This is a genomic window from Acinetobacter sp. ANC 3903 (genome assembly GCF_002135315.1).
Taxonomy (GTDB): domain Bacteria; phylum Pseudomonadota; class Gammaproteobacteria; order Pseudomonadales; family Moraxellaceae; genus Acinetobacter.
In genome coordinates this window covers 1-22,829 of the sequence record NZ_NEGA01000003.1, presented here as the reverse complement: position 1 = coordinate 22,829, position 22,829 = coordinate 1, and the positions used below count along the sequence as shown (strand labels likewise).

The 22,829-nt window shown below is 41.2% G+C and carries 24 protein-coding genes; 13 read left to right on the top strand and 11 right to left on the bottom strand.

Features of this window, described 5'->3' with window-relative positions:
- Positions 1 to 115: 115 nt before the first annotated feature.
- On the bottom strand, positions 116 to 1,363 hold the full coding sequence (locus B9T29_RS02560; protein WP_086174430.1) for a YihY family inner membrane protein: 1,248 nt from the start codon (positions 1,361 to 1,363) through the stop codon (positions 116 to 118).
- A 114-nt stretch (positions 1,364 to 1,477) separates the two neighbouring features.
- Here B9T29_RS02560 and wrbA point away from each other — a divergent pair, with 114 nt between their 5' ends.
- A complete protein-coding gene (gene wrbA, locus B9T29_RS02555; RefSeq protein WP_086174429.1) occupies positions 1,478 to 2,074 on the top strand; it encodes an NAD(P)H:quinone oxidoreductase in 597 nt (198 codons plus the stop codon).
- Between the two features lie 140 nt (positions 2,075 to 2,214).
- Here wrbA and B9T29_RS02550 read toward each other — a convergent pair whose 3' ends face one another.
- Positions 2,215 to 2,574, bottom strand: coding sequence for a hypothetical protein (locus B9T29_RS02550; RefSeq protein ID WP_086174428.1), 360 nt, complete (start codon positions 2,572 to 2,574; stop codon positions 2,215 to 2,217).
- 863 nt (positions 2,575 to 3,437) lie between these two features.
- Between B9T29_RS02550 and B9T29_RS02540 the strand changes: the two genes are divergently transcribed.
- The 3 genes from B9T29_RS02540 (at position 3,438) to B9T29_RS02530 (ending at position 5,697) form a co-directional block, all read left to right on the top strand.
- Complete coding sequence (locus B9T29_RS02540) at positions 3,438 to 3,815, top strand: hypothetical protein (protein WP_086174426.1); 378 nt, start codon at positions 3,438 to 3,440, stop codon at positions 3,813 to 3,815.
- Positions 3,809 to 4,999, top strand: coding sequence for a CsgG/HfaB family protein (locus B9T29_RS02535; protein ID WP_086174425.1), 1,191 nt, complete (start codon positions 3,809 to 3,811; stop codon positions 4,997 to 4,999). Before B9T29_RS02540 ends, B9T29_RS02535 begins: the two co-directional genes overlap by 7 nt.
- 86 nt (positions 5,000 to 5,085) lie before the next feature.
- Positions 5,086 to 5,697, top strand: a complete 612-nt coding sequence (locus B9T29_RS02530; protein ID WP_086174424.1) for a hypothetical protein — start codon at positions 5,086 to 5,088, stop codon at positions 5,695 to 5,697.
- 392 nt (positions 5,698 to 6,089) lie between these two features.
- Here the strand turns inward: B9T29_RS02530 and B9T29_RS02525 are convergent, their stop codons facing one another.
- The 3 genes from B9T29_RS02525 to B9T29_RS02515 form a co-directional block, all read right to left on the bottom strand.
- Positions 6,090 to 6,665, bottom strand: a complete 576-nt coding sequence (locus B9T29_RS02525) for a xanthine phosphoribosyltransferase (protein ID WP_086174423.1) — start codon at positions 6,663 to 6,665, stop codon at positions 6,090 to 6,092.
- Positions 6,666 to 6,756: 91 nt separating this feature from the next.
- Entirely contained in the window at positions 6,757 to 7,470 is a 714-nt protein-coding gene (locus tag B9T29_RS02520) for a DUF3108 domain-containing protein (RefSeq protein WP_086174422.1), read from the bottom strand.
- A gap of 165 nt (positions 7,471 to 7,635) precedes the next feature.
- Positions 7,636 to 8,316, bottom strand: a complete 681-nt coding sequence (locus B9T29_RS02515) for a hypothetical protein (RefSeq protein WP_086174421.1) — start codon at positions 8,314 to 8,316, stop codon at positions 7,636 to 7,638.
- Positions 8,317 to 8,556: 240 nt separating this feature from the next.
- On the opposite strand from B9T29_RS02515, the gene B9T29_RS02510 reads away from it, so the two are divergent.
- On the top strand, positions 8,557 to 9,435 hold the full coding sequence (locus B9T29_RS02510; protein WP_086174420.1) for an energy transducer TonB: 879 nt from the start codon (positions 8,557 to 8,559) through the stop codon (positions 9,433 to 9,435).
- 58 nt (positions 9,436 to 9,493) lie between these two features.
- Here B9T29_RS02510 and B9T29_RS02505 read toward each other — a convergent pair whose 3' ends face one another.
- The 4 genes from B9T29_RS02505 to miaB form a co-directional block, all read right to left on the bottom strand.
- Positions 9,494 to 9,922: a hypothetical protein gene (locus B9T29_RS02505; RefSeq protein ID WP_143223857.1), complete on the bottom strand. Its 429-nt coding sequence runs from the start codon at positions 9,920 to 9,922 to the stop codon at positions 9,494 to 9,496.
- A 108-nt stretch (positions 9,923 to 10,030) separates the two neighbouring features.
- Complete coding sequence (ybeY, locus tag B9T29_RS02500; RefSeq protein ID WP_086174419.1) at positions 10,031 to 10,510, bottom strand: rRNA maturation RNase YbeY; 480 nt, start codon at positions 10,508 to 10,510, stop codon at positions 10,031 to 10,033.
- 19 nt (positions 10,511 to 10,529) lie between these two features.
- Positions 10,530 to 11,603 (bottom strand): PhoH family protein, encoded by a 1,074-nt coding sequence (locus tag B9T29_RS02495; protein WP_086174418.1) that lies wholly within the window; start codon positions 11,601 to 11,603, stop codon positions 10,530 to 10,532.
- A gap of 38 nt (positions 11,604 to 11,641) precedes the next feature.
- Positions 11,642 to 13,096: a tRNA (N6-isopentenyl adenosine(37)-C2)-methylthiotransferase MiaB gene (miaB, locus tag B9T29_RS02490; protein ID WP_086174417.1), complete on the bottom strand. Its 1,455-nt coding sequence runs from the start codon at positions 13,094 to 13,096 to the stop codon at positions 11,642 to 11,644.
- 355 nt (positions 13,097 to 13,451) lie between these two features.
- On the opposite strand from miaB, the gene B9T29_RS02485 reads away from it, so the two are divergent.
- From B9T29_RS02485 to B9T29_RS02460, 5 genes are all read left to right on the top strand, one after another.
- Entirely contained in the window at positions 13,452 to 15,425 is a 1,974-nt protein-coding gene (locus B9T29_RS02485; protein ID WP_086174416.1) for a lytic transglycosylase domain-containing protein, read from the top strand.
- 32 nt (positions 15,426 to 15,457) lie between these two features.
- A complete protein-coding gene (locus B9T29_RS02480) occupies positions 15,458 to 16,114 on the top strand; it encodes a ribonuclease T2 family protein (RefSeq protein WP_086174415.1) in 657 nt (218 codons plus the stop codon).
- Positions 16,115 to 16,281: 167 nt separating this feature from the next.
- Positions 16,282 to 17,268, top strand: coding sequence for a malate dehydrogenase (locus tag B9T29_RS02475; protein WP_086174414.1), 987 nt, complete (start codon positions 16,282 to 16,284; stop codon positions 17,266 to 17,268).
- A 169-nt stretch (positions 17,269 to 17,437) separates the two neighbouring features.
- On the top strand, positions 17,438 to 17,716 hold the full coding sequence (locus tag B9T29_RS02470; protein ID WP_086174413.1) for a DUF2789 family protein: 279 nt from the start codon (positions 17,438 to 17,440) through the stop codon (positions 17,714 to 17,716).
- A gap of 379 nt (positions 17,717 to 18,095) precedes the next feature.
- The gene (locus B9T29_RS02460) at positions 18,096 to 18,356 is read left to right on the top strand and encodes a DUF2789 family protein (protein WP_086174412.1); all 261 of its coding nucleotides are present in this window, start codon (positions 18,096 to 18,098) and stop codon (positions 18,354 to 18,356) included.
- A gap of 111 nt (positions 18,357 to 18,467) precedes the next feature.
- On the opposite strand, the gene B9T29_RS02455 is transcribed toward B9T29_RS02460, so the two are convergent.
- Positions 18,468 to 18,995, bottom strand: coding sequence for a hypothetical protein (locus B9T29_RS02455; protein WP_086174411.1), 528 nt, complete (start codon positions 18,993 to 18,995; stop codon positions 18,468 to 18,470).
- Between the two features lie 74 nt (positions 18,996 to 19,069).
- Positions 19,070 to 19,672, bottom strand: coding sequence for a 2OG-Fe(II) oxygenase (locus tag B9T29_RS02450; protein ID WP_086174410.1), 603 nt, complete (start codon positions 19,670 to 19,672; stop codon positions 19,070 to 19,072).
- A gap of 117 nt (positions 19,673 to 19,789) precedes the next feature.
- On the opposite strand from B9T29_RS02450, the gene B9T29_RS02445 reads away from it, so the two are divergent.
- From B9T29_RS02445 to B9T29_RS02435, 3 genes are read left to right on the top strand one after another with little or no spacing between them, the layout of a single operon-like run.
- On the top strand, positions 19,790 to 20,647 hold the full coding sequence (locus tag B9T29_RS02445; protein WP_086174409.1) for a 23S rRNA (adenine(2030)-N(6))-methyltransferase RlmJ: 858 nt from the start codon (positions 19,790 to 19,792) through the stop codon (positions 20,645 to 20,647).
- 45 nt (positions 20,648 to 20,692) lie between these two features.
- Positions 20,693 to 21,520: a CDP-diacylglycerol--serine O-phosphatidyltransferase gene (gene pssA / locus B9T29_RS02440; protein ID WP_086174408.1), complete on the top strand. Its 828-nt coding sequence runs from the start codon at positions 20,693 to 20,695 to the stop codon at positions 21,518 to 21,520.
- A 39-nt stretch (positions 21,521 to 21,559) separates the two neighbouring features.
- Positions 21,560 to 22,633 carry a DUF6670 family protein gene (locus B9T29_RS02435; RefSeq protein WP_086174407.1) on the top strand — a complete coding sequence of 358 codons (1,074 nt, stop codon included), beginning with the start codon at positions 21,560 to 21,562 and terminating at the stop codon, positions 22,631 to 22,633.
- The last annotated feature ends 196 nt before the right edge of the window (positions 22,634 to 22,829 follow it).

Genomic DNA, 22,829 nt, shown 5'->3' with positions numbered 1-22,829 from the left:
CAGTCAGTTTGCATGGTTGGATCAGATTTTTTTGTTTGCTAATACCTCCGCGTAGTCATTAAAAAAGCCTTCATATGTGAAGGCTTTTTTATAGCATCGTCAAAGTCAGTTAACGCTATTTCTTTTCAAAAATAGCCGACAGTGGAATGGAGAGTTTTGCAGCCAGATAGTCATCCGATTCAACCAGAGCTGGCCCCAGTTTTTGCATCCATTCATCATCAGGGCGGATATTGGCGACATCTTTACTGCGCGGAAGTGGGTAGGGCAACTGTTTATAAAAACTCCAGAAATCGACCTGAGCCAGATTGCGCGCGAGAATGTATTCATCATCATCGGTACGTTTCACCAGATTTTGTTTTTCCAGCATCAGCACATAACTTGGCCAGCGTCCAATTTCATCACGGCCCAAAACCTCCAGGGCTTCTTCATCTGAAACACTTTCGCCACTTTGTTGCTTTTTATAAAACAACTCCAGCAAATCTAATAGCATGATCACGGGATGATACTTTTGCTCTTTACCTGAATTAAATGCGGTGAGGGCATAACTGATTTCGACTCCCAGCAGCACAATATTCCAAGACAGGAAAATCCATAACAGGAAAATCGGTACCGCCGCGAATGCACCATAAACAATTTCATAACTGGTGAAATTGGTCATGATCAGCCCGAATAAATCTTTTAATAATTCGAACACCACTGCACTGAATGCACCTGCAATCAGGGCTGCTTTAATCGGCACACTACGGTTGGGGATGGTCCAGTTTAAAATAAAGAAACCCAAAATGGTCAGGGCAAAGGAAATGAGCCATAAGACGAATTCGCCGTTGACTTCATAACCAGTAAAGTTGTCACTCAGCACATTTAATGAGGCAACGGTAGAGGAAATCACAAAGGCACTGCCTAGCAGGATCGGACCGAGTGAAATAATGGTCCAGTAGCGCATAAATCCGATGATGCCACCGCGTGTTTCCTGCACTCGCCAAATCCGGTTAAATACAGTCTCGATACTGGAAAGCATCATCACGGTGGTGATAAACAGGAACAAGATACCAATTACAGTCAGGTTGCTGGATTTATCGGTAAAGGCATTAAATGCCTTGTCAAAAGCAATGGTGGTTTTGGGCAAAAAATTGCTATAAATCAGTTGTTGTAATTGTTGTCGTGCTGGTTCCAGAGCTTTAATGGAAGAAATGATGACCAGAAAAACCGTCAGCATGGGTACCACTGCAAACAGAGTGGTATAGGTAAGTGATGCGGCCTGATCACGGCAACGATCTGCTTCAAAACGTCTGATTACAAATAAAACAAACTGAAACCAGGTCTCGTCATAAAAAGGAAGTTTTTTTAAATACTTTTCTAACATAACTATAAAGTCTCAATTTTTTTAATCATCTTTATGAACTTTCATGAACAAGCTTAACCAAAAAATGGGAAAAATACCGTATAGTTTTTATCTTTAACTTTGTTTATTAAAATTATGCAGCCTTATGTCCTTGTTTTATATTACAGCAAATATGGTTCGACCAAAGAAATGGCGTATTTGATTGCCAATGGTATTGAATCTACAGGTATGGCTGTAAAAATTCGTACAGTGCCCAATTTATCGACTGTAGTAAAGGAAGCTGAGCCGAGTATTCCTGCTGAAGGAGACATTTACTGTAGTTTAGATGATTTGGCCAATTGTTCAGGTCTGGCTTTAGGTTCGCCGACTCGTTTTGGCAACATGGCCAGTGAGATGAAATATTTCTGGGATCAGACCACCAGCCTGTGGCTCAATGGGGCATTACATCAAAAGCCTGCCTGTGTCTTTACCTCATCAGGTTCGATGCATGGCGGGCAGGAAAGTACCTTGCTAAGCATGCTCCCCCCATTGTTCCATCACGGCATGATGATTATGGGCTTGCCGAATGCCAATCCGGCATTATCCAATACCAAATCGGGGGGGACGCCGTATGGTGCCAGCCATGTCAGTGGTCCGCGCCATGATTTGGGCCTGAGTCAGGATGAAAAAGTTTTGTGTGAAGAACAGGGCAAACGCTTGGGCAGTGTGGTAAAAAAACTACAGGCAAACTGATCTGTTTTAAATTTAGAGAGTAAGTTTAAGGGGCACACTTTCTGGATAAGATTGCATAAATTTCTATAGATATAAAAAAGACCATTCGTCAAATGAAGGGTCTTTTTTTATTACGAGATAAAATTTGAGTACTTAAAGACTTATTCTTTTTCTTTAAAGCGATGGTTACATTTCAGGCATTTGTAATCTAAAAACACATTTTTATCGATAATCACCCCAGCTTTTTTGCCGAAGATATTGCCTAAAACACCACCAGTCACACCTGCTGCAATGGCACCGACAAAAGTTCCCACTGTGCCGCCAAAAATAACCCCTAATGGCCCAGCAACGGCGCCAATTGCTGCACCAGTTGAAGCTCCGGTAGCCGCGCCACCGACTGTTCCAGCGGTTGCACCAGCAGAGGTGAGCAGAATACCACTAATGGTCTTGAGTCTTTTTTCGTGATCCCGTTTTTCTACTTCAGACGATCCGCATTTAGGACATAGCATAGGTTTTTCCATTAACGATTGATATTTTCTTATCTTAAGCTCATGTGTGATATGGAATTGCATCCAGATAAGCTGGTATTCATCACATGTTGCTAAACAGTATGTCTGTTCTGAATCCTGATGTCAGGAACATTTCATACCAAGTTGATTCTAGAAGAAGTAAATACAAAGAAGTTTATCTGAGTTGTAAATATATTACTTCTTCATCTAATGCTGGTAGTCCCTGAGTTATTTTTGGGTAGTGCTGATCCCTAAGATGATGAAAAATCCCTTAATTGAATGTCCGGCAATTCAAAACATGAATTTGCTGCACTGGTTATCCCATGATGCTGAATGACACAAGTATTTCCGATTGTAGCGTGAGGCGTTTTGAAGCGGAAGTGCTGTATAACGCCTATCTGGCAGATTGCTTCCACACTCCCTATTTATCTCAAAATTTCTATATAAATAAACTTAATTGTGATTGGTTTTTTATATTTCCAGAAAAATGTGACATGGTTGTGGTTTTGGCGGGTATGCTAATAAAATTAAAGTTTACAACTCCATAAAATTGAAGCGGTTTGATAAATTAAGTTTTTTGAATAAATTTTCTTGTTGTATTAATATAAAAAATATATTAATTAGATCGGGTTTTGATGTGAATTTTAAAATTTAAAATTTTTTACATAATGATTTCTTACAATTCAAAAAATAATAATAAATAACATTTCTTAAATTAAAACAAAAGGATATTTTCATTATAAAAACAAAAAACAGCTAAAACAGGATAAATTTAGCACTTTGTTTTTTTTATGTGATTTAATCTTTGTTAGATAAATTAAACATTACTAAATGAAAAATAAATAAACATCTTCGATCAAAGGATGGTAAACATTATGAGAATATCAGTGATCAATGTTGGTTTATTTTGTTTATGTTTTCTGAGCAACGCTTATGCAACATCTGATGAGTGGAGTCAGCGCTGGAAAGCATCAAGTACCCGTTCCAGTGAGAATTTAACCCAAGCCAATCTGATCGAACTCATGGATTCAGATTATTATTCTGGACTAGGAAAGACCACAATAAACAGTACATCGACAAGTTCTATAGGTACAGTTAATTCATCTACCAGCAATGTAAATATAAACGGTTCAAACAACGGTGTAGACATTTCGAATGATACTGCCAATGACGGTTCTGTAAATTCGACGACTACTCAAAATAACCAGCAATGTCCTAACTTAAGCACCCAACCGGGAGAATCGCTATGCTGAATTTTCCTGGGTTGAGTAGAAGAAAAATATCTTCTGTGAGCATCGCAATCATTTTTAGCCAACTTATGACCGGGTGCACGGGTATGGCGCTTTCCAATAAGGAGCCTGTCAGCCTGGTACAAGGCCCACCGATTACTGATATTTTTACCCCTTTTGATATGGCCTTATCCTGCCTGAAAGGGCAACTGCGCAATGATGTCAGTTTCTCTGTTGGCGCGATTCTGGATCAAACCGGCAAAGATGTGGTGACCAATGGCGGTAGTGGCAAAATGGTGACCCAAGGTGCCGGAGATATGGTGCAATCTGCATTGTTTCAGGCTGGGGTCAGCTTATTGAACCGGCGTGATCCTCGTATTATCGAAAGCGAAGCCAAGTGGGGAATTCGTGACCCAAGGCAAATCCAGGCATCGGATTATTATGTGACCGGCAGCATTAACAGTCTGGACTTTATTCCTGGCGGTGGTTTGGACATGCAGATTGGCGGTGTCGGCCCCAATTATAGTCAAACTCGAATTATGGTGGGTTTAGATTTATCTCTGACAGATACGCGTAGCAGTAAAGTCGTTGCCAATGTCTCACTGCAGAAGCAAATTGTGGCACAGGATTACGGTATAAATGCCGGCAGGTTTGCTGGGCATACGTTATTGAATATTCAGGTCGGAAAAAGTGAGAGAGAGGCGACTAATTTTGCCTTACGCCAAATGTTGAATCTGGCCACTTTTGAGTTGCTCAGTCAGGTCATTCCTCCCGCAACATTTGAAAGTTGCCGCGCAGCAATACCACCTGAATTTGGTCAATTAAATTTAACGCGGAGTTCTGTCGCCCTGCATAAATACAAGCAAAGCCAGCAGCAAAACCCTACAGATTTAAACAGATCTCTTCTGGAATCATCCTCACATCAAACAGATTCATCCGATGAGAAAAATAAGTCGACCAACTCACCCAGCAAAGATACTAAGCCGCCTAAGTATAAAGAATCTGAGGTGATTAAAAATCCTGAAGCGGAACCAGAAATGAGCAAACAGGACCTGATTAAATACATCAGCAAGAAACAGCGTTCCTCAACAAGCAAAATGAATGAAGAAAATGGCAATAAACAAAAAGAAGAGCAGAAGACCGCGATGCTGTGGGATGCAAATCCAGCAGTCATAGAAAACTATTGGTCAACAACTCAGCGTGATTAAAAAAATATGTAAAAATGGGCTCGCTCCTATTATAAAAAGAAGTACTTAGCGAGAAGTGCTTCAAAACTAGAAAAAAGGAAATAACCATGAATAAGACTATCAAAACAATCGCCTTATCTGTTGCCTTTCTATCCGGTGCGAGTATGGTTAATGCTCAAGAGGTCACTGTAGATACCGGATTAAATGGTGCCTTAAGTCTTTTATCTCAATATAACCAACAGAATGGTACTGCGCTTAACCTTGCCATCAATACCGCTACTATTGATGCAACGGTCAACGTAGACGGAGGTTATAATTCGGTAAATAATGTGGGAGATAAAATTGCAGTAGAAACTTCAGCAATTGGTGCAGTCAATACCGGTAGTATCAATTTGCAGCAGGGCAATCTGAGTGCTGTGAATACGGGGACATTGGAGTCAACTCTGGATGCTGAAAGAAGTGCGGCACGTAGTCTGGAGGAATGGCGTTCTGAGCGCTCATCAGAGTTCGAAAGCTCTATCAGTACATCTTTGAATACTGATACTTATGATCAATTCTCTGAAACCTTGAGTAATTACACGGCTGCGAATTTAGCCTTTAATTCAGCAGCTATTGATGCATCTGTAAATGTAGATGGAAGAGTGAATCATATTGATGGCATCAAAACTTCTGCTATTGGTGCTGTGAACACTGGCAGCATTACTGTGACCGTAAAGTAAATCCACCGTTCAATATGATCCAAGGTCTAACTATTTGCGGATAGTTAGACCTCTTATTTTAGATTAAAAATTGTTCATTGGGTATGGCTTTGTAACTGAATCAATCTACTACACAATAAGATTTAGTCTGAAATTTCGATAGTTACACATTTCAAAACTAGGCTATGGATTGGGTTCTACTCAGATGATTAGAGAAAAAAGAGTGCACTTAATATTTTTCTGGTATCTGAATTTGAAGCAGACGCTGGAAAACTGATTTCAGTTGGAATTATATGAGCCCCTGTAGTTTTATAGTCATGGCCCAGGATACCTGCTTCAGATAAAATATACGGTACAAAAAACATCTGTAAAAAAAGAGCGCCTAAGCGCTCTTTTTAAATTCAGTTCGAAACTTAGTCACGAACAAATTCAACCGTACCATTTTCTAAAGATTTAACACGTGCCAAAGATTCAACACGGTAACCTTTATCAAGTAACAATTGGCGGCCCGGCTGGAAAGATTTTTCAATCACAATACCAATACCGACAACTTCGGCATTCGCTTGATGAATCAAATCAGCAAGACCTAAAGCTGCTTGACCATTTGCCAAGAAGTCATCAATGACTAAAGCTTTATCGCTAGAGTTAATGTGCTTGTTGGAAATGGCGATGGTGCTTTCAATCTGTTTAGTGAAAGAGAACACTTTAGAACGGTATAAATCATCTTTTAAGGTTAAAGACTGATATTTACGTGCAAAGATTACAGGCACACCAAGTTCTAAACCAGCCATTACTGCTGGAGCAATACCGGAAGCTTCAATTGTAATAATCTTGGTGATCCCTGCATCTTTAAAACGCGCAGCAAATTCTTTACCAATTTGCTGCATTAATATAGGGTCAATTTGATGATTCAGGAAAGCATCAACTTTTAAAACTTGATCAGATAGAACGATACCTTCACTTAAGATTTTCTGTTCTAGTGCGTGCACGGGAGAATTCCTCTAAGGGCAGATGCTTTTTCAAGCAAAAGCGTATTTTAAAAAGGCTCTCGAAAAATGCAAGCAAAATTGATCAAATTGATTAATTGGTTACGCCTTTATACCCCGTTAATAGCAAACCATAGGAGGTATTGCCGTCTTGGTGAGAAACCTTCACAGGAGCATAGTCAAGTTTAGGCGCTAACCAGAAAATCGTATCACGGTTTGGTTTATCATGTTTCATTACCACTTTAATGGTGTCAAAGGTACCGTAAGAGGTTTTAACTTTTTCCGCCCCTTGTTTGACAAAGCGACGTGACTCAACTTCTTTGGCGTCGGCAATCGCATAACTTGATTTTAAACCTGAAGTTTTTAAGTCTTCACGAAGTTGCAGTTCAGCATTTAGCTCGTCCAAAACACCAGATTTCCAAGCAAAAGAACGTGCTTTGTCATCTTTCTTGGTGTTAATGATTTTAGCATTCGGATTAAACTTAATGCTCATGGTGTTGTTGTGCACCAAAATTTTACTGCTGCGGTTAAAGTTATTAGAAATGATGTTGTTACCATTTAAGCTAAAATGACTTGTTTCCGTTGCAGAAGCAATAACACCTGCTTTGGCAGCAAAAACATAAGTCCAGTTATTCCCAGACTTGCTTAAAGTACGAGTTGCCGAACCCATATTTTTGCCGTTATAGCTAAATTGATAACTTGCCTGGAATGGACTCATGGCAAATGCTTGGCTTGAGAAACCAGCAAACAACAGTGTAGTGCTTACACCAGATGCCAACGCAATCGTTTTCAATACATTGTGAGCCATAAGTAGTGGGTTCCTAGAATGGTTGAATAAAGTATAAAGTTTTTGTTGCTTACTATTATGCGCTTTGATTGTGAAGATAAAATTTGAAATTTTGTTCAATCTGTATCTTTATGTAGTTTTTTTCTAGGTAAAAATACAGACTTTAATCAGTAACCACAATGCAATTTATTTTTGCTTAATTGGACTGACTTTGCTTTCTTCCTGTTCTTCCTCATTCGCCCAAGCATCCATTGGTTCTTCGGACATTTTTCTGAATAAAGCAGTCAGATTGACATTGCCGATGACCACCAGTTCAGCTTCACGTAAAACGGCATGATTTACATGAACTTTCGCTAAGGTATCAATGATAGAGCGCTTTTTGCCTAACCAGCGGTTTAAATCTAGATGTAACAAGTCATCTTTAACTTTAATCACTTTCAGCTTCTCAAGAATCATGCCCAAAGGGTCTTGATTAAGTATTTTTTGATAGAAAAATAAAGCAAATTTTACGGCAAGTTTTTGGAATACATTTTTGAATTTGGCGTCAATGACCTGGGTGTCACTGATCTGTTCAAACACAATCAGCTGGGTATCTTTATTCAATTCCATTTGAACCAGTTTCAAATCGACTGACAGGGTAATGTATAAACCTTTCACATCCAGCGTTGCATATAAACGTAACCAGTCTTCATGCAAATCGGCATGCAGATCTTTGAGCATGGAGACATTGTCGGTGACAAAGCGCTGAAAAGTTGCATTTAAAAAAACTTGAGATAGGGGAAATTCACGCTCATCCTCAATAAATCCTTCTGCCTTTTGGTACACCTGGCGTATACGTTGAGAGATATTGGACAGTAGCGTTTGCATATAAGGCATCCCAGCGAGTTAATCTTTTTAAACTTCGATAGATTTTGTCGAAAGTATTAAAAATACAGATATTCGATCTTGCAGTTTAGCAAAATTAATTGCACCATTTTCATGATTTTAATTGTCTACAGGTCGCTTGTTGATTGAGTTCTCGTTTTTTCATTCAAAAGTAGACGCTGTGTTTATTTTATACTGCTTTTATGCAGTTTGGGGAACCTGACTTTTTGTCGGTTTAATGTGATGCTTAAGAAAATCAGTTTTGCACCTTTAATGCAGGCATGGTGGAAAGATCCAGTTTTCACAAGCGCAGTGATTGTGGCTGCTCTTTTGCATTTGATTATTTTGACCTTGCAATTTGCCATGCCTCAAGAAAGTGATGCCGCAGTCAAAGAAATTGCCGTCACCTTACGCCCAAGTCAGGACAAGGTAGAACAGGCTGATTTTCTGGCACAGGCAGATCAGCAAGGTTCCGGTACCTTCCGTGAAGCGCATCGTATGTCGAGCGATATGCCTGCTGCAATGGCTGAACAAAGTGCCGGCCAACAGCAACAGGAAACTTTAGAACGTTTACAGCAAAAGCGCGAATTAAGTTTTGAAGAAAAAGTGTTGATGACTACCTTAAGCTGGAAAAAGGAAGCAGAACAGAATCAGCGCAAAAAAGCTATGCAGGAACTGAATAGTCAGTTTCAGGCCAAAGCGGCGATGGTCGCAAGTCTGGAAGCGCAATATTTGCAACGTCAGCAAAATTTCAGTCGCCAGCAAAAAATTAAAACGGTGGATGGTATTCAAGCCAAGCAGGACATTTCAGCGGCTTATTTGGAAAAATTCCGCGAAAAGGTTGAATTTTACGGTAACCGTTATTATCCCGATGCAGCGAAAGTGCAACGCCTCGCAGGAGAGGTCCGGTTAATGGTGATTTTGAATAAAAGCGGCGGAATTCGTGCCCTTCGCCTGATTGAAAGTTCGGGGCATAGTTTGCTGGATGAAGCGGCAAAGACTTCAGTACGCAAGGCAGCGCCCTTTGGCAGCTTTGATCGGGGAATGAAGGATATTTCAGAGCTGCGTATTGTACGTACCTGGCGTTTTGATCCGGCTGAAGCTGAGTTTGAAGTACATTGATTGTATGGTGGTTCATCTGTTTTGCAAAGGTTGCTAATCACGGTTTTTGATTGAGATTTTAATGCGACGCTAATACATATTGTCCTTTTTGATGCCCATCTGGCCATGTCGCATTTAAGCCGGTTTCTGAAAGGTCGAGGCGGGTCGGGAAGATTTCTAAATATTGGCGGTATTGGGGCGCCGCTTTCAAGCCAATACATGTCCCATTTTTCCACCATGTTCCTTCGGCATATTGGTCTAAAGCGCCGACTGCCAGATACCATTTAAACTTGCCGTCCGGTTCCAGTAAAAGCTCAGAGCCGACTTCCATCACGCCTTGCAGATAATAATGGCCTATCCAGGCATTTGCGGCCGGCTGGAATTTTACTTCTTTACATAGTGATTCATTATTAGGCGGTTCATTACTGAGCGGTTTGTCATTGGCATACAGCTGGCATGCAGGAAATAACACTGAAATCAGGAAAATCCGGGAAATAATTCTGTTCATTATTTCTTCCGCCATTTTAGAGGGGATTTTAAGATTTTATGCTTATTTGGCATAAATAAAACCCGACTAATCGAAATTAATCGGGTTTAAAAAACTGGAATACAAGAACTACTGTTCAGTATAGGGATTTGCAAAACCTAACTTGGCCAGAATTTCAATTTCCAATGCTTCCATTTCTTCGGCATCTTCATCTGAAGTTTCATGGTCATAACCCATTAAATGCAATGTGCCATGCACCAGCATATGGGTGAAATGCTCAATCGGGGTTTTGTTTTGCTCAATGGCTTCCTGTAAAACCACAGGAATACAAATGACCAAGTCACCGATTGGAAGAGCATCCAGCATTGATAAAACTTCCTCTGGAATATCACTTGGAAAAGACAACACATTGGTCGGTTTGTCTTTCTGGCGATACTCCAGATTCAGCTTATGGCTTTCGTCATTGTCTACACAGGCAATCCCGATTTCACAGTCTTGATCGACATCGATAAAACGCAGTGCAGTTTCAATGACCTTTTTAATATAAGCACGTTTCAGTACCAGTTCAGGGGACTGGAAGTCTTGTTGCAGTGATAGGTTAAGTTTCAAAATGAATCCTTAAAACATCTTAATCCTGAGCATCGGCAGCAGCATCATTTTCAGCAATCAATGCTTCTTGACGCGCTTTACGTTCTGCCCGTGCTTCAGTATTAAGACGGTGTTGTTCACTGTCCCATCCTTCATAGGCTTCGACAATTTTTTGTACCAGCTGATGACGAACCACGTCACGAGAATGGAAACGAGTGATATGAATTTCCGGAATTTTATCAATCACACGTAAAGCGTGCGATAAACCGGACTGTTGACCACGCGGTAAATCGACCTGGGTGATGTCACCGGTAATGACCGCACGTGAACCAAAACCTAAACGGGTCAGGAACATTTTCATCTGTTCCGGTGTGGTATTTTGCGCTTCATCTAAAATCACGAAAGAATGGTTTAAAGTACGGCCACGCATATAGGCGAGGGGCGCAACTTCAATAATCTGACGTTCAATCAGTTTGGCCACTTTTTCAAAGCCCAGCATTTCATACAGGGCATCGTAAAGGGGACGCAAATAAGGATCGATTTTCTGGCTTAAATCCCCCGGTAAAAAGCCGAGTTTTTCACCGGCTTCAACCGCAGGACGCACCAGCAAGATACGCTGAATTTCATTGCGTTCCAGCATATCCACCGCAGCTGCTACAGCCAGATAGGTTTTACCTGTACCTGCAGGGCCAATACCAAATGAAATATCGCTTTGCAAAATGCGTTGTACATAGCGTTTCTGGTTGGCGCCGCGCGGGTTGATTCGACCTTTACGGGTTTGTAGCCAGACCTCATCCAGACCGGTATGTTCCTGATGAGGATCGATTTGTAATTCACGGTCAGTCTGACTGCCCTGAATCATTAGATGCAAGGTATCTGCACTTACTTGCGGGCTAATTTCGGTTTCTTCATGTAGACGCATCAAGAGGCTTTCTGCTCTCTCTACTGCATCGATTTCACCATCAATGTAAAAGGCTTCGCCTCGATGGGAAATGTTGACGTTTAAACGTTGTTCAATTTGTTTCAAATGACCGTTATAAGCACCGAGCATGCCTTTCAAACGCTCCATCGAAACACCAGGAAAAGTTACTGTACGCCGAATCGCTGCAGTCAAGAGAATTCCTTATAAATGGTCTAGCCGATCACCTTACATTACGCCACGTCAGGCTCAAGATTCAAGAGTTCACCGTAAACAAAATTCAAAGTTTTAATTTCGGTAATTTCGATTTCTGCAAAACGCCCAACCCAAGCGGGATCGCCAATGAAGGACACATAACGGGTGTTATCGGCAGTACCCACTAATAGGTTTGGATCTTTGTCAGAAACGTTTTCAATCAAGACGCGTTGAATTGTTCCTAACATGGCATCTGTTTTATCGATACTTGAGCGCTTGATCCATTTTTGGACTTTGGCCAGACGTTCTTTTTTCACATCTTCCGGAGTATTGTCTTCAAGTTCTGACGCTGGTGTACCCGGACGTTTTGAATAAATGAAGCTGTAAGAATGGTCGAAATCCAAATCTTTGATGAATTGATAGGTTTCTTCAAAGTTCTGATCAGTTTCACCTGGGAAACCAATAATAAAGTCTGAAGATAAATGTACATCTGGACGGACTTGACGTAACTTTTTAATCTTCTCGATATACACGTCGATGGTATGGTTACGTTTCATCGCTTTCAGTACATCGTTGGAACCGCTTTGTACCGGCAAGTGCAGGTGAGATACCATTTGTGGCAAGTCACGGTAACACTGAATCAGGTCATCGTTAAATTCAAGCGGGTGCGAGGTGGTATAACGCAAACGGCCAATGCCCGGAATTTCAGCCACCAGACGTAGTAAATCTGCAAAAGTACAGATTTCACCTTCGAAAGTTTCACCGCGGTAACCATTGACGTTTTGACCGAGTAAAGAGATTTCACGTACGCCTTTTTCCGCCAGCCCTGCAATTTCAGCAAGCACATCATCTAAAGGACGCGAGACTTCTTCACCACGGGTATAAGGCACCACGCAGAACGAACAGTATTTTGAACAGCCTTCCATAATTGACACGAACGCTTTATAACCTTCAACACGCGGCTCAGGTAAAAAGTCGAATTTTTCGATGTCCGGGAAAGAAATATCCACCAGCTTGATTTTATCTTTCTTTGGTTTTTCCACTTGTTCAGAATGCTGATCCAGCATTTGCGGTAAACGGTGCAAGGTTTGCGGGCCAAAAACCATGTCGACATACGGCGCACGTTTTTGAATGTTGTCACCTTCCTGAGAAGCGACACAACCACCGACCCCAATCACCAGATCAGGTTTTTTTTCTTTCAGTTTGCGCCAGCGACCCAATTCGGAAAACACTTTTTCCTGGGCCTTTTCACGAATTGAACAGGTATTCATCAGCAGGATATCTGCATCGCTTGGATCGGTTGTTAACACATAACCGTGTGAATCGCCCAACAGGTCTGCCATACGATGACTGTCATACTCATTCATCTGACACCCTTGCGTTTCGATATACAGTTTTTTGACTGAACCGTCGGCTGGGGTGTGCTGTGGCTGGGTAACAGTGTTTTCTGAAGCAGCTTGGGCACTATTTGGAATGAAGGTTTGAACCGTCATGTAGGCTCCTAAAGGATAAATCAAGGAAATCGCCATTCAAGATTGACCGGATCAGGTTGGATGAGCGAGCAATATTTCCTTTTTTATTTCAATACTTAATGGCATTGATTGAGAAAGATGAGGCTAGCTGCAATCTTGAAAAATTGCGATTTGAATACAAGAAAGGCGCATATTTTAGCAGGAATTGAAGCTAAACTTATAGATATAAATAAAGCTACAAGAATATTGATTTGTGAAGTAAAAATGATTGAAAATTAATATTGTCTAATCATGAGGTTACACAACAGAACAGTAGAGTAGTGTAATAATAATTAAACTATTCAAAAATGATTAGATGCGACCAAGGCAATACTAAATGACAGAAGGCAAGCATATGTTTAATCGGGTAATCAATAAAAATTATTATAAAGTGCTTGCTTTAAGTGTGGCATCCAGCGGTTTTATCTCGATTTCCCATGCAGCCGATGAACAGTTTAATGATGCTTTGCGTGCTGCCAACTCAGGCAATGTTGCTTTATTACAACAATATCAGGCGTCGATGCAAAATGACGTACTGGGCTATTATCCCGAATATTGGTCATTGAATAGTAATTTAGCCAATCAGCCGGCCAGTAATATTGTTAATTTTTCCCAGCGTTATCCGCAATCTGCGATGGCTGAAAAACTGGCTGCCGATTATGTCGAAGAAAAAGTAAAGCAAGCCGATTTTGTGACGGCACAACCCATTTTGCAGTATGTGACGAATCCGGATCAGGCAGAAAGCTGTGCGGTTGCTCAAGTGCGTGCAAAATCGGGTGATCCTTTGGTTTTTGCTGAATATAAGGATGTTTGGCTCGCCACCAGTTCACAACCTGAATCGTGTACCGGTTTAGGACGGATGATGCTGTCTAGCCCACTGATGACCGAGCAGGACAGACAGCAGCGCTTATGGGGGCAACTGCGCGCAGGCCAGTCTGGTTTGGCTTTGGCAACAGCACAAAGTCTGGGTGTGAGCCTGTCACTTGCACAGCTCAATCAAATTCAAGCCAATCCTTTAAATTATTTGTGGTCTGCACCTAAAGCTACCAGTGCAGATCAGGCCTATTTAATTTATGCCCTAGGACGTTTGGCCGATAGTGATTTAAATACCGCAATGGCTTCGGTAAAAAATGCAGCAGAAGGGACACCGCTGCAAGTGCAAAAAGCACTATACCGTGCTGTGGGCTATATTGGTGGTACCACAGTGATGAAAAACAACTTTAATCGTGAAGTGCTGAATTATCTGGATGCCAGTTATGGCTTGCCCTTTAGTGCGGAAGAAGCGGAAGTTTATGCCCGTCAGGCCATTCGTTTCAGTAGCTGGGACAGTTTGATTCGGGCCATTGATGCCATGAGTGTGACCCAGAAACAGGAAGATCGCTGGCAGTACTGGTTGGCACGGGCTTCGGAACAACGTGGCGATGCTAAATCTAAACGTGTAGCGCAAGAAATTTTTAAAAAGTTGGCTCAAGGGGATGATTACCACAATCTGCTGGCCAGAGATAAATTAGGTCAGAGTTACAATAATATTCCCAATAATGTTCAACCTTCAAATAGTGATGTGCAGCGTTTAAGCCAAAATATTCATTTCAACCGTGCTTTTGCTTTACGCCGGGTAAATGCACCAGATAGTTATGTGAATCGTGAATGGAACTGGGCGGTGCGACAGGCCTATTTAAAACATGATGATGGCTTGCTGCTGGCAGCTGCAAAACGTGCAATAGATATGGGTTGGTATGATCGGGCCATTTATGCTGCTGACCGTACCGAATCCAAACACAATTATTCTTATCGTTATGCCATGCCACATCAAAGCTATGTGGTCAGCCATAGCCGTAATGCGGGTATAGATCCTGCATGGGCCTATGGTTTGATGCGTCAGGAAAGCCGTTTTGTTTCGCAGGCACGCTCGCATGTGGGCGCAGGCGGTTTAATGCAAATTATGCCGGACACGGCAAAACTTGTAGCCCGCCAAATGGGCGAAACTTATAACCCTGCAGCTTTAACCGATATGAATACCAATATTCGTTATGGCACTTTTTATTTATCAATGATTCAGAACCAGCTCAGCAATAGCCCTGTGCTGGCAACGGCTGGCTATAATGCGGGGCCAAACCGGGCACGTCGCTGGCAACCCGACGCTCAGTCCATTGCCGCGGATCAATATACCGAAACCATTCCACTGACTGAAACACGTGATTATGTAAAACATGTGATGACCAACGCAACACATTATGGGGTATTGCTTGGAGAAGGGGCGCAATCGATTGAAAAAAGAATGAATATCATTCCATTGAGAATAAATCCTTAAACTTTAATTTTATTGATAGGTCTGACTTGTTGATGATATTTTTTGGGCAAACTTCAGTTTTAGCAAGATGGGCACTGTTCGGGGTGAGCGGTGCTGGACTAGGGCTGTTTGCACCTCAAATTTTTGCCGAGCCTTTGCAGGGCTATGTCATGGTCGTGCAAATGACCCCCGCGGTATGTATGTTTGATGCTCAAAAATCCAAGCAGCGAAAATGTCTGGAAGGTTATTCACTGAATATTTCCGGTTTGTATCCAGAAACTTCAGAATCTGAATGTAAAACATCATCTTCCGCCACGTTATCGCCGCTGCAGGCAAAAGTCGTGGCACGTATCATGCCAGATGAAAGTGCACGCGTGCAGCTTTGGCGGGGAATCGGTGGATGTGTAAAGATGAATTCAAGTCAATATTTTCGTACCATCATTAATTATGCCGAACGTCTTAAAGTCCCGGTTGAGTTGACCAGTCCTGAAACGCGAACCATGCATCAGACCAATCTCCGGTTACGGTTTTTGCGTTTAAATTCGAGTTTACCTGCCAGTGCAATTAAATTTAACTGTGCGACCTCTCAGGGGAATGCCATTCTGACCGAAGTGAGACTTTGCTATAAAAATAACGGACAGTACAAGCAATGCTCAGTAGCGGTAGAAAATAATTGTCCCAATTTATTCATAATAAAAGGCTCTTACTAAGCTTTTTTATATATTTTATTTATATTTCCTATCAGACTTTTGTTGAAATTCATTTTCTTTTCAATGCATATCGAAAAGGATTGGAGTACAATCTTTCGCGTTTATGATTATTAGATTAAACATTGATTATTTAATCGCATTGACTATCCTCAATTGGAGATAATTACATGAAGCAACCTGTTCGCGTTGCCGTTACTGGCGCTGCTGGTCAAATTGGTTACAGCCTATTATTCCGTATTGCTAGCGGCGAAATGCTTGGTAAAGACCAACCCGTTATTTTGCAATTGTTAGAAGTTCCTTTTGAGAAAGCTCAACAAGCGCTTAAAGGCGTAATGATGGAACTTCAAGACTGCGCATTCCCACTTTTAGCGGACATGATCGGTACTGATGATCCTAAAGTTGCATTTAAAGATGCTGACTACGCGTTATTGGTTGGTTCACGTCCACGTGGTCCAGGTATGGAACGTGCTGACCTTCTTAAAGTGAACGGCGAAATCTTCATTGGTCAAGGCCAAGCACTTAACGAAGTTGCTAGCCGTGATGTTAAAGTTCTTGTTGTAGGTAACCCTGCTAACACTAACGCTTACATCGCTATGAAATCTGCTCCAGATCTTCCAGCTAAAAACTTCACAGCAATGTTACGTCTTGACCACAACCGTGCTGCATCTCAAATTGCTGCTAAAACTGGTAAAGCGGTTAAAGACATCAAACAACTTACAGTTTGGGGTAACCACTCTCCAACAATGTATGCTGACTATCGTTTCGCGACTATCAACGGCGAAAGCGTTAAAGACATGATCAACGACCAAGATTGGAATGCAAACACATTCCTTCCTACAGTTGGTAAGCGTGGCGCTGCAATCATCGAAGCTCGTGGTCTTTCTTCTGCTGCTTCTGCTGCTAACGCTGCAATCGACCATATGCGCGATTGGGCTCTTGGCACAAATGGCGAATGGGTAACGATGGGTATTCCTTCTGACGGTTCTTACGGTATCCCTGAAGGCGTAATGTTCGGTTTCCCTGTGACTACTGAAAACGGTGAATACAAAATCGTTCAAGGTCTTGAAATCGATGCATTCAGTCAAGAACGTATCAACTTCACTCTTAACGAGTTAGAAGAAGAACGTGCAGCGATTGCTGACATGCTTAAATAATTTAATCTAAAAGATTAAATTAAAAAAGCACGCCAATGGCGTGCTTTTTTTTGTTGCATCATTTTTATGGAACAAAAAATAACATGCTGTGATGGAGGGATAACTGAATTATTCAAGTTTTTTGTCTAACTTATAAGCAAGATCATCAATAAAAGCTGAGGTACACAAGATGTTAGAGCAGCTCCCTACCATGGAAGTTTTTTTTGAACAATTAGGGCTGGATTCAAGCCCTGAAGCCATTGATGAGTTTATCCGGACCCATCAAATTGGTATGGATGTTCCGTTACATAAAGCCCCGTTCTGGTCTAGGTCACAGCACGATTTTCTGATTGGTCATTGGAAAGAAGATGATGATTGGGCAATTTTTGTTGATGTGCTCAATGAACAATTACATATGGATGCTGAAGGTTCCGGAGCATGCGACGTACCTGTGTATGACCAGAAATAATATTTTTATTATTTCTGGTTTAAAGGTTATTTGAACAATAGCCTACTTTTTGGAGCTCTTTTTTGAACAATTGGCTCTGAATTCGAGTCCAGAAACATCTAGGGTGAATTGACCATGGATGTTTCTTGATATAAAGCGCCGTTCTGGACACAGGCACAGCATGATTTCATTACTAGTCATTGAAAAAAAGGATGATGAATCGGCTATGGTGGTCGATATCTTAAATGAACAATTGCATACCGAAGACCGGTTTTCAACCTCAACGTATCAGTGAACACAAATTGAAACAACAAACCTAGTTTTATGACTAGGTTTTTTTATGAACATCTTATAAGTTAATCAAATAATAAATGATAGTTTGGTTGATAAGGAGTGTGCCATGCTTATGAATAATAACCCATCCTTTAAAATGTTATTTGAACAACTCGGGCTGGCTTCTAGCCCTGCGGCTGTTGAGCTTTTTATACGGACCCATCAATTACCAGCCCATCAAAACTTGCATGATGCCCCATTCTGGAGTAAGTCCCAGCGTGAGTTTTTAATTCGCTATTTAGTGGAAGACGCAGATGAGTGGGTTATGTTGATTGATGAACTGAACCAGCAATTACATATAAATGCCACCAAACTGCAACCTGCCTGATTTTTTGTAGACAGGTGAGCTTTAAAACCTGCTGAGAAGAAGGAACTTTTAAGCAGAATAGATCATAAAAAACGCCTCATTGCAGGCGTTTTTTTATCGTTAGATTTGCAATTAATGAACTTTACTTTTGACTAAATGCACAAACCAGTCATGTTCACGGAATGGATGAAAGGCTGGATGCTCTTGTACCAGAACCAAGTCAAAATCAGCAGTTTTACTGTATTTGGTGAGCCAATGTCGGGTTAATGCCGTTTCATTTTTAACCGCAGAAGCATAGGCCAGGAAGAAGTAAATATCTCCATACTGATCATGAGTAATGGGTTTTAAGATTTGCTGGGTAATTAAGGCAAATCTTTGTTCCTTGGTGATTTCGAAATACAGCATATAGGCTTTGGCCAAATGCATGGATAAGTTCATATATAAACTTAACGGCATTTCTTCAAATTCAATACGACCCTGTTCAAGCAATACTACCGCTTCTTGCAGGAAATGAAGCTGTTCCTGACGTACGATACTGAGGGTAACCAGTTGCATACGTAACTCAGCACGTTCCAAGGCAAGTTTTGGTGTATTCCCTTGTAAATACAACTGATCGGTTTCGCCAATACGTTGAATAATCTGTTGGGTGTTTTCCCGCATCGGTTACATCCTCATCTGTCTATGATTGCTATATGAGGATGTTTTTCCAGATTTAAAGCATCCTCTGGGGTAAATTACCAAATGGAATTGCCGCTGCGTAACCATGCGGTAATGGACAGGCGCTGATGCTTGGCTTTGAGTACCTCATGCAATAAATCACTTTGGAATAGGGCAATGCGGTTCGGTTTTGGCGGGATGATGTGCCATTGATCCTGCTTGTCCTGCAAACGTAATTCACCGCCCCAATCCTCCTGCCAGTCTTCATGCAGGTAATAGACTGCCGAAATAACACGGTCATTTTTTTGTTGTGGATTGTCACGGTGCAGAGCATAAAACTCACCGGCGTTATAACAGGCAAAATGGGCTTCAACTTCACGAATACCCAGGAAAAATGCGCGGTTCAGTTGTTCGGCCAAGCCTTGCAGTGTTTGTATGTGCTGTTGGGCTTTTTCTAAATCTTCATTAATCCATAAAATATGATCACTACGAATTTTGCTGATTACACCGTTCTGAATGGCAGCATCTCTAAACTGATTTAAATGAGAAATACATTCTTCAGCCAAAGCCTGTACATAATCCTGAGGATAAAGATCATCAATAATGGTAAAGCCTTGCTGATCTAAATCTTCAATCATTTGATCAACATTGCATGACTTTGGGAGGTGAATTGCATCCATAAAGATAGACTCAAAAACAGGATAGAAAAATGCTGACGTATTCTAGAGCAAGATATCCTGCGGAACGAAACATTTTTTCATGCTAAAATATCGGTTGATATCAGGAATTAAAGAAACATGAATTACCGTCACCATTTCCATGCAGGCAACTTTGCCGATGTTATGAAGCATGTGTTATTGCTGCAACTTTTAACACGTTTAAATGCCAAAGATAAACCTTATCGCTATATCGATACGCATGGTGGGGCAGGTAAATATGATTTATCGACTTCTGCAGCACAGAAATCAGGCGAGTTTTTAAATGGTATTCATCGTTTAATCAAGCTTGATGATTCAATTATTCGTAATGCACCTGAAGGCGTAAAGCAATATCTTAAAATTGTTCAGGATATGCGTGAAGTTTCAGGTAAAGGGGCTTATCCAGGTTCACCATGGTTTGCCTTGGAAGGCATGCGCGAAATAGATAAAGCGACTATTTTTGAAATGCAGCCCGAGGTATTTCAACAGTTGCGCTTTAATGTTCGTGACCGCCGTGCCGGTTTGCATGAGCGTGATGCCTATGAAGGTTTGCTTGGGGTGATTCCACCGAAAGAAAAGCGCGGTTTGGTGATGATTGATCCGCCTTACGAATTGGAACGTAAAGATTTTCCACAATTGGTAGAATTGTTGGTTGCTGCATACAAAAAATGGCCTACCGGTGTTTTTGCAGTCTGGTATCCGATTAAAGACCGCGCCATGATTGAGCGTTTCGAAAAGAAAATGATCAAAACCGGTATTCGCCGTCAATTGGTGTGTGAAGTTTGTGTGTGGCCAGATGACACTCCAGTTGGCTTGAATGGTTGTGGTTTACTTGTGATTAACCCGCCTTGGAAATTTTCTGAAGATGCGGATGAGGCATTACAATGGCTGTTCCCGCATTTACGCATGAGTGAAAATGGTGGACATGCCGCTGTCCGTTGGTTGGTTGGCGAATAAGTTATACGTTTGAAAGAGATACGGTTACATTTAGGATCGACAAGAATGACAAGTATAAACAAACCTGAAAGTGAATCTTCTACACGTGATGAACATGGTTTTGATGGCATCACCTTTGAAGTGGAGGAAGAAGAGCATACCCATGAGGGACAAAAGGTGAAACGTCGTGGAATCTATCTGTGGCCGAATCTGATTACCACGGCAGCTTTGCTGTCTGGCTTTTACTCCATTATTGCCAGTATGAATGGGGATTTCATTCACGCCATTTATGCCATTTTTCTGGCAGCTTTGTTTGATGGGTTGGATGGTCGGGTAGCGCGTGCAATTGGTGCTCAAAGCCCGTTTGGCGAACAGTTCGATTCCTTGTCGGACTTGCTTGCTTTCGGTGTGGCACCGGCTATTTTAATGTATAGCTGGTGTCTACATGATTTGGGACGGATTGGGTTAGCAGCATGTTTTGTGTATACCGCTTGTGCAGCATTCCGTTTGGCACGCTTCAATGTACAAATTGGTGTGGTGGATAAGCGCTATTTTATTGGTGTTGCAAGTCCGTTGGCTGCGGTGATCATTATTACCCTGGTCTGGGTCGCACAAGATTTCCCGCAAATTTTTGATGTACGTGAATTTGGCATTCAGCTCTTTAATGCTATAGCGATCATTGCTGTGGGATTACTGATGATTTCTAATATCAAATACTATTCATTTAAAACATTTGATCGAAAACGTGTGCCATTTTTTGTATTGCCGATCGCTGTATTTATCTTTGCCGCGATTACTTATAATATTCCTGTAGGGATTATGGTGATTTCCATTATTTATGCACTGTCTGGTTTTGTGACCACTTTCCTTGCGAGAAAAAATACCGCCATATAAAAATGAGAACACTATACTGAAAATAAAAAGGAGCAAGATATGCAGTTGTTTCAAGATTTATTTGATCGTTCCAAACAACTCAATCAGGCTCCCCTTCAGTCGCGCTTGGCATATCATGCGCAAAAAGGCCGTTATAAAATCATTCATCAAGGGTTGATGATTCCTAATTTGCCGGCACCCTTACATTATCTTAATTTTATTAGTCTGATCGGTCAGCCGAATGCGGCAATGCTGCGCAATGAAAGTGCCATCCATACCACCGCCTTAGATACTGCAACCACGATTGCCAGTATTAGCCCGCATATGGTGGGACAATTTAATTCCTACTCGGTAGGACAGGACTGTCTTTTTACAAAAGGGCATTTTCAGTTTTCAGATCGGGAAACAATTCGCGGCAGTTTTCCGCATTTTCAAATACAGCGTAAAGATAAAGAGCTGAGTTTTGATTTATCGATTACCACCAGCAATATTATTTCCTATTTTACCCAGTTACGTATGGGGCTAGCAGATCATTGGTCTTTACTGTGTCAATGTGAAGGACAGCTGACTTATAAAGAACAAAAATTTGAAATTCAGCAGATGGGCTGTTTTGAATACGCACGCTGCATTAATTTTTCTTATTTGCCTCTGGCATTTTTTACTTATCAGGTAATAAACCTGGAAAATCAGCGTCAGCTGCTTTTGGCACAAATTCGTGATTCTTTTAATGGCATTTTGCAATCACGACTCTATTTAAGAGATGCAAAAACAGGAAAGACACAAATGTTTGACCAAAACGTTCGTTTTAAGGTGCATCGGGTTTATCCCAAAGTAAAAACACCGAATGGACAAAGCATGTATTTGCCACGTGAGTTTGAATGGGGTTATGAAGGTAAAGATGGCACCTGCATTTCGTTACAAGCACAAAGCCGTGGAGATTTTAAATTTGGCCTGGCAGCAGGCTATGTGGGCAGCTTTAAATATCAAATTCGCATTAATCAGCATGAAGAAACGGGTGAAAGTGGTTATTGTGAATATATCGATTGCCGCTCACTCACCTGGCAAGAAAAAAATAAACAAGAAAAAATGCGCGATGAATTAGCCAATCCTGTACCTTTTGCATGCAAAAAATAAAAAAACCCCTCTATTTTGAAGAATAAATAAACAGTTGGAAGATAATTTAAAAAATAAAGCGCAACAGGGGTTGTGCTGGTTGTGAAATGCTGTAGAATGCACATCCATCGGCGGTGATGAAGATTAAAACTTCTGATAAAAAAGCAACTTAGCACGAAGGGTTAAGATTGGGTTTTAGAAAGAAAGTTTAAAATAA

Bases quoted from the DNA above. Each gene is read 5' to 3' on its own strand.
- B9T29_RS02560 (WP_086174430.1), bottom strand. From the start codon at position 1,363: ATGTTAGAAAAGTATTTAAAAAAACTTCCTTTTTATGACGAGACCTGG.
- wrbA (WP_086174429.1), top strand. From the start codon at position 1,478: ATGCAGCCTTATGTCCTTGTTTTATATTACAGCAAATATGGTTCGACC.
- B9T29_RS02550 (WP_086174428.1), bottom strand. From the start codon at position 2,574: ATGGAAAAACCTATGCTATGTCCTAAATGCGGATCGTCTGAAGTAGAA.
- B9T29_RS02540 (WP_086174426.1), top strand. From the start codon at position 3,438: ATGAGAATATCAGTGATCAATGTTGGTTTATTTTGTTTATGTTTTCTG.
- B9T29_RS02535 (WP_086174425.1), top strand. From the start codon at position 3,809: ATGCTGAATTTTCCTGGGTTGAGTAGAAGAAAAATATCTTCTGTGAGC.
- B9T29_RS02530 (WP_086174424.1), top strand. From the start codon at position 5,086: ATGAATAAGACTATCAAAACAATCGCCTTATCTGTTGCCTTTCTATCC.
- B9T29_RS02520 (WP_086174422.1), bottom strand. From the start codon at position 7,470: ATGGCTCACAATGTATTGAAAACGATTGCGTTGGCATCTGGTGTAAGC.
- B9T29_RS02515 (WP_086174421.1), bottom strand. From the start codon at position 8,316: ATGCAAACGCTACTGTCCAATATCTCTCAACGTATACGCCAGGTGTAC.
- B9T29_RS02510 (WP_086174420.1), top strand. From the start codon at position 8,557: ATGCTTAAGAAAATCAGTTTTGCACCTTTAATGCAGGCATGGTGGAAA.
- B9T29_RS02505 (WP_143223857.1), bottom strand. From the start codon at position 9,922: ATGAACAGAATTATTTCCCGGATTTTCCTGATTTCAGTGTTATTTCCT.
- miaB (WP_086174417.1), bottom strand. From the start codon at position 13,096: ATGACGGTTCAAACCTTCATTCCAAATAGTGCCCAAGCTGCTTCAGAA.
- B9T29_RS02485 (WP_086174416.1), top strand. From the start codon at position 13,452: ATGACAGAAGGCAAGCATATGTTTAATCGGGTAATCAATAAAAATTAT.
- B9T29_RS02480 (WP_086174415.1), top strand. From the start codon at position 15,458: ATGATATTTTTTGGGCAAACTTCAGTTTTAGCAAGATGGGCACTGTTC.
- B9T29_RS02475 (WP_086174414.1), top strand. From the start codon at position 16,282: ATGAAGCAACCTGTTCGCGTTGCCGTTACTGGCGCTGCTGGTCAAATT.
- B9T29_RS02470 (WP_086174413.1), top strand. From the start codon at position 17,438: ATGTTAGAGCAGCTCCCTACCATGGAAGTTTTTTTTGAACAATTAGGG.
- B9T29_RS02460 (WP_086174412.1), top strand. From the start codon at position 18,096: ATGCTTATGAATAATAACCCATCCTTTAAAATGTTATTTGAACAACTC.
- B9T29_RS02455 (WP_086174411.1), bottom strand. From the start codon at position 18,995: ATGCGGGAAAACACCCAACAGATTATTCAACGTATTGGCGAAACCGAT.
- B9T29_RS02450 (WP_086174410.1), bottom strand. From the start codon at position 19,672: ATGGATGCAATTCACCTCCCAAAGTCATGCAATGTTGATCAAATGATT.
- B9T29_RS02445 (WP_086174409.1), top strand. From the start codon at position 19,790: ATGAATTACCGTCACCATTTCCATGCAGGCAACTTTGCCGATGTTATG.
- pssA (WP_086174408.1), top strand. From the start codon at position 20,693: ATGACAAGTATAAACAAACCTGAAAGTGAATCTTCTACACGTGATGAA.
- B9T29_RS02435 (WP_086174407.1), top strand. From the start codon at position 21,560: ATGCAGTTGTTTCAAGATTTATTTGATCGTTCCAAACAACTCAATCAG.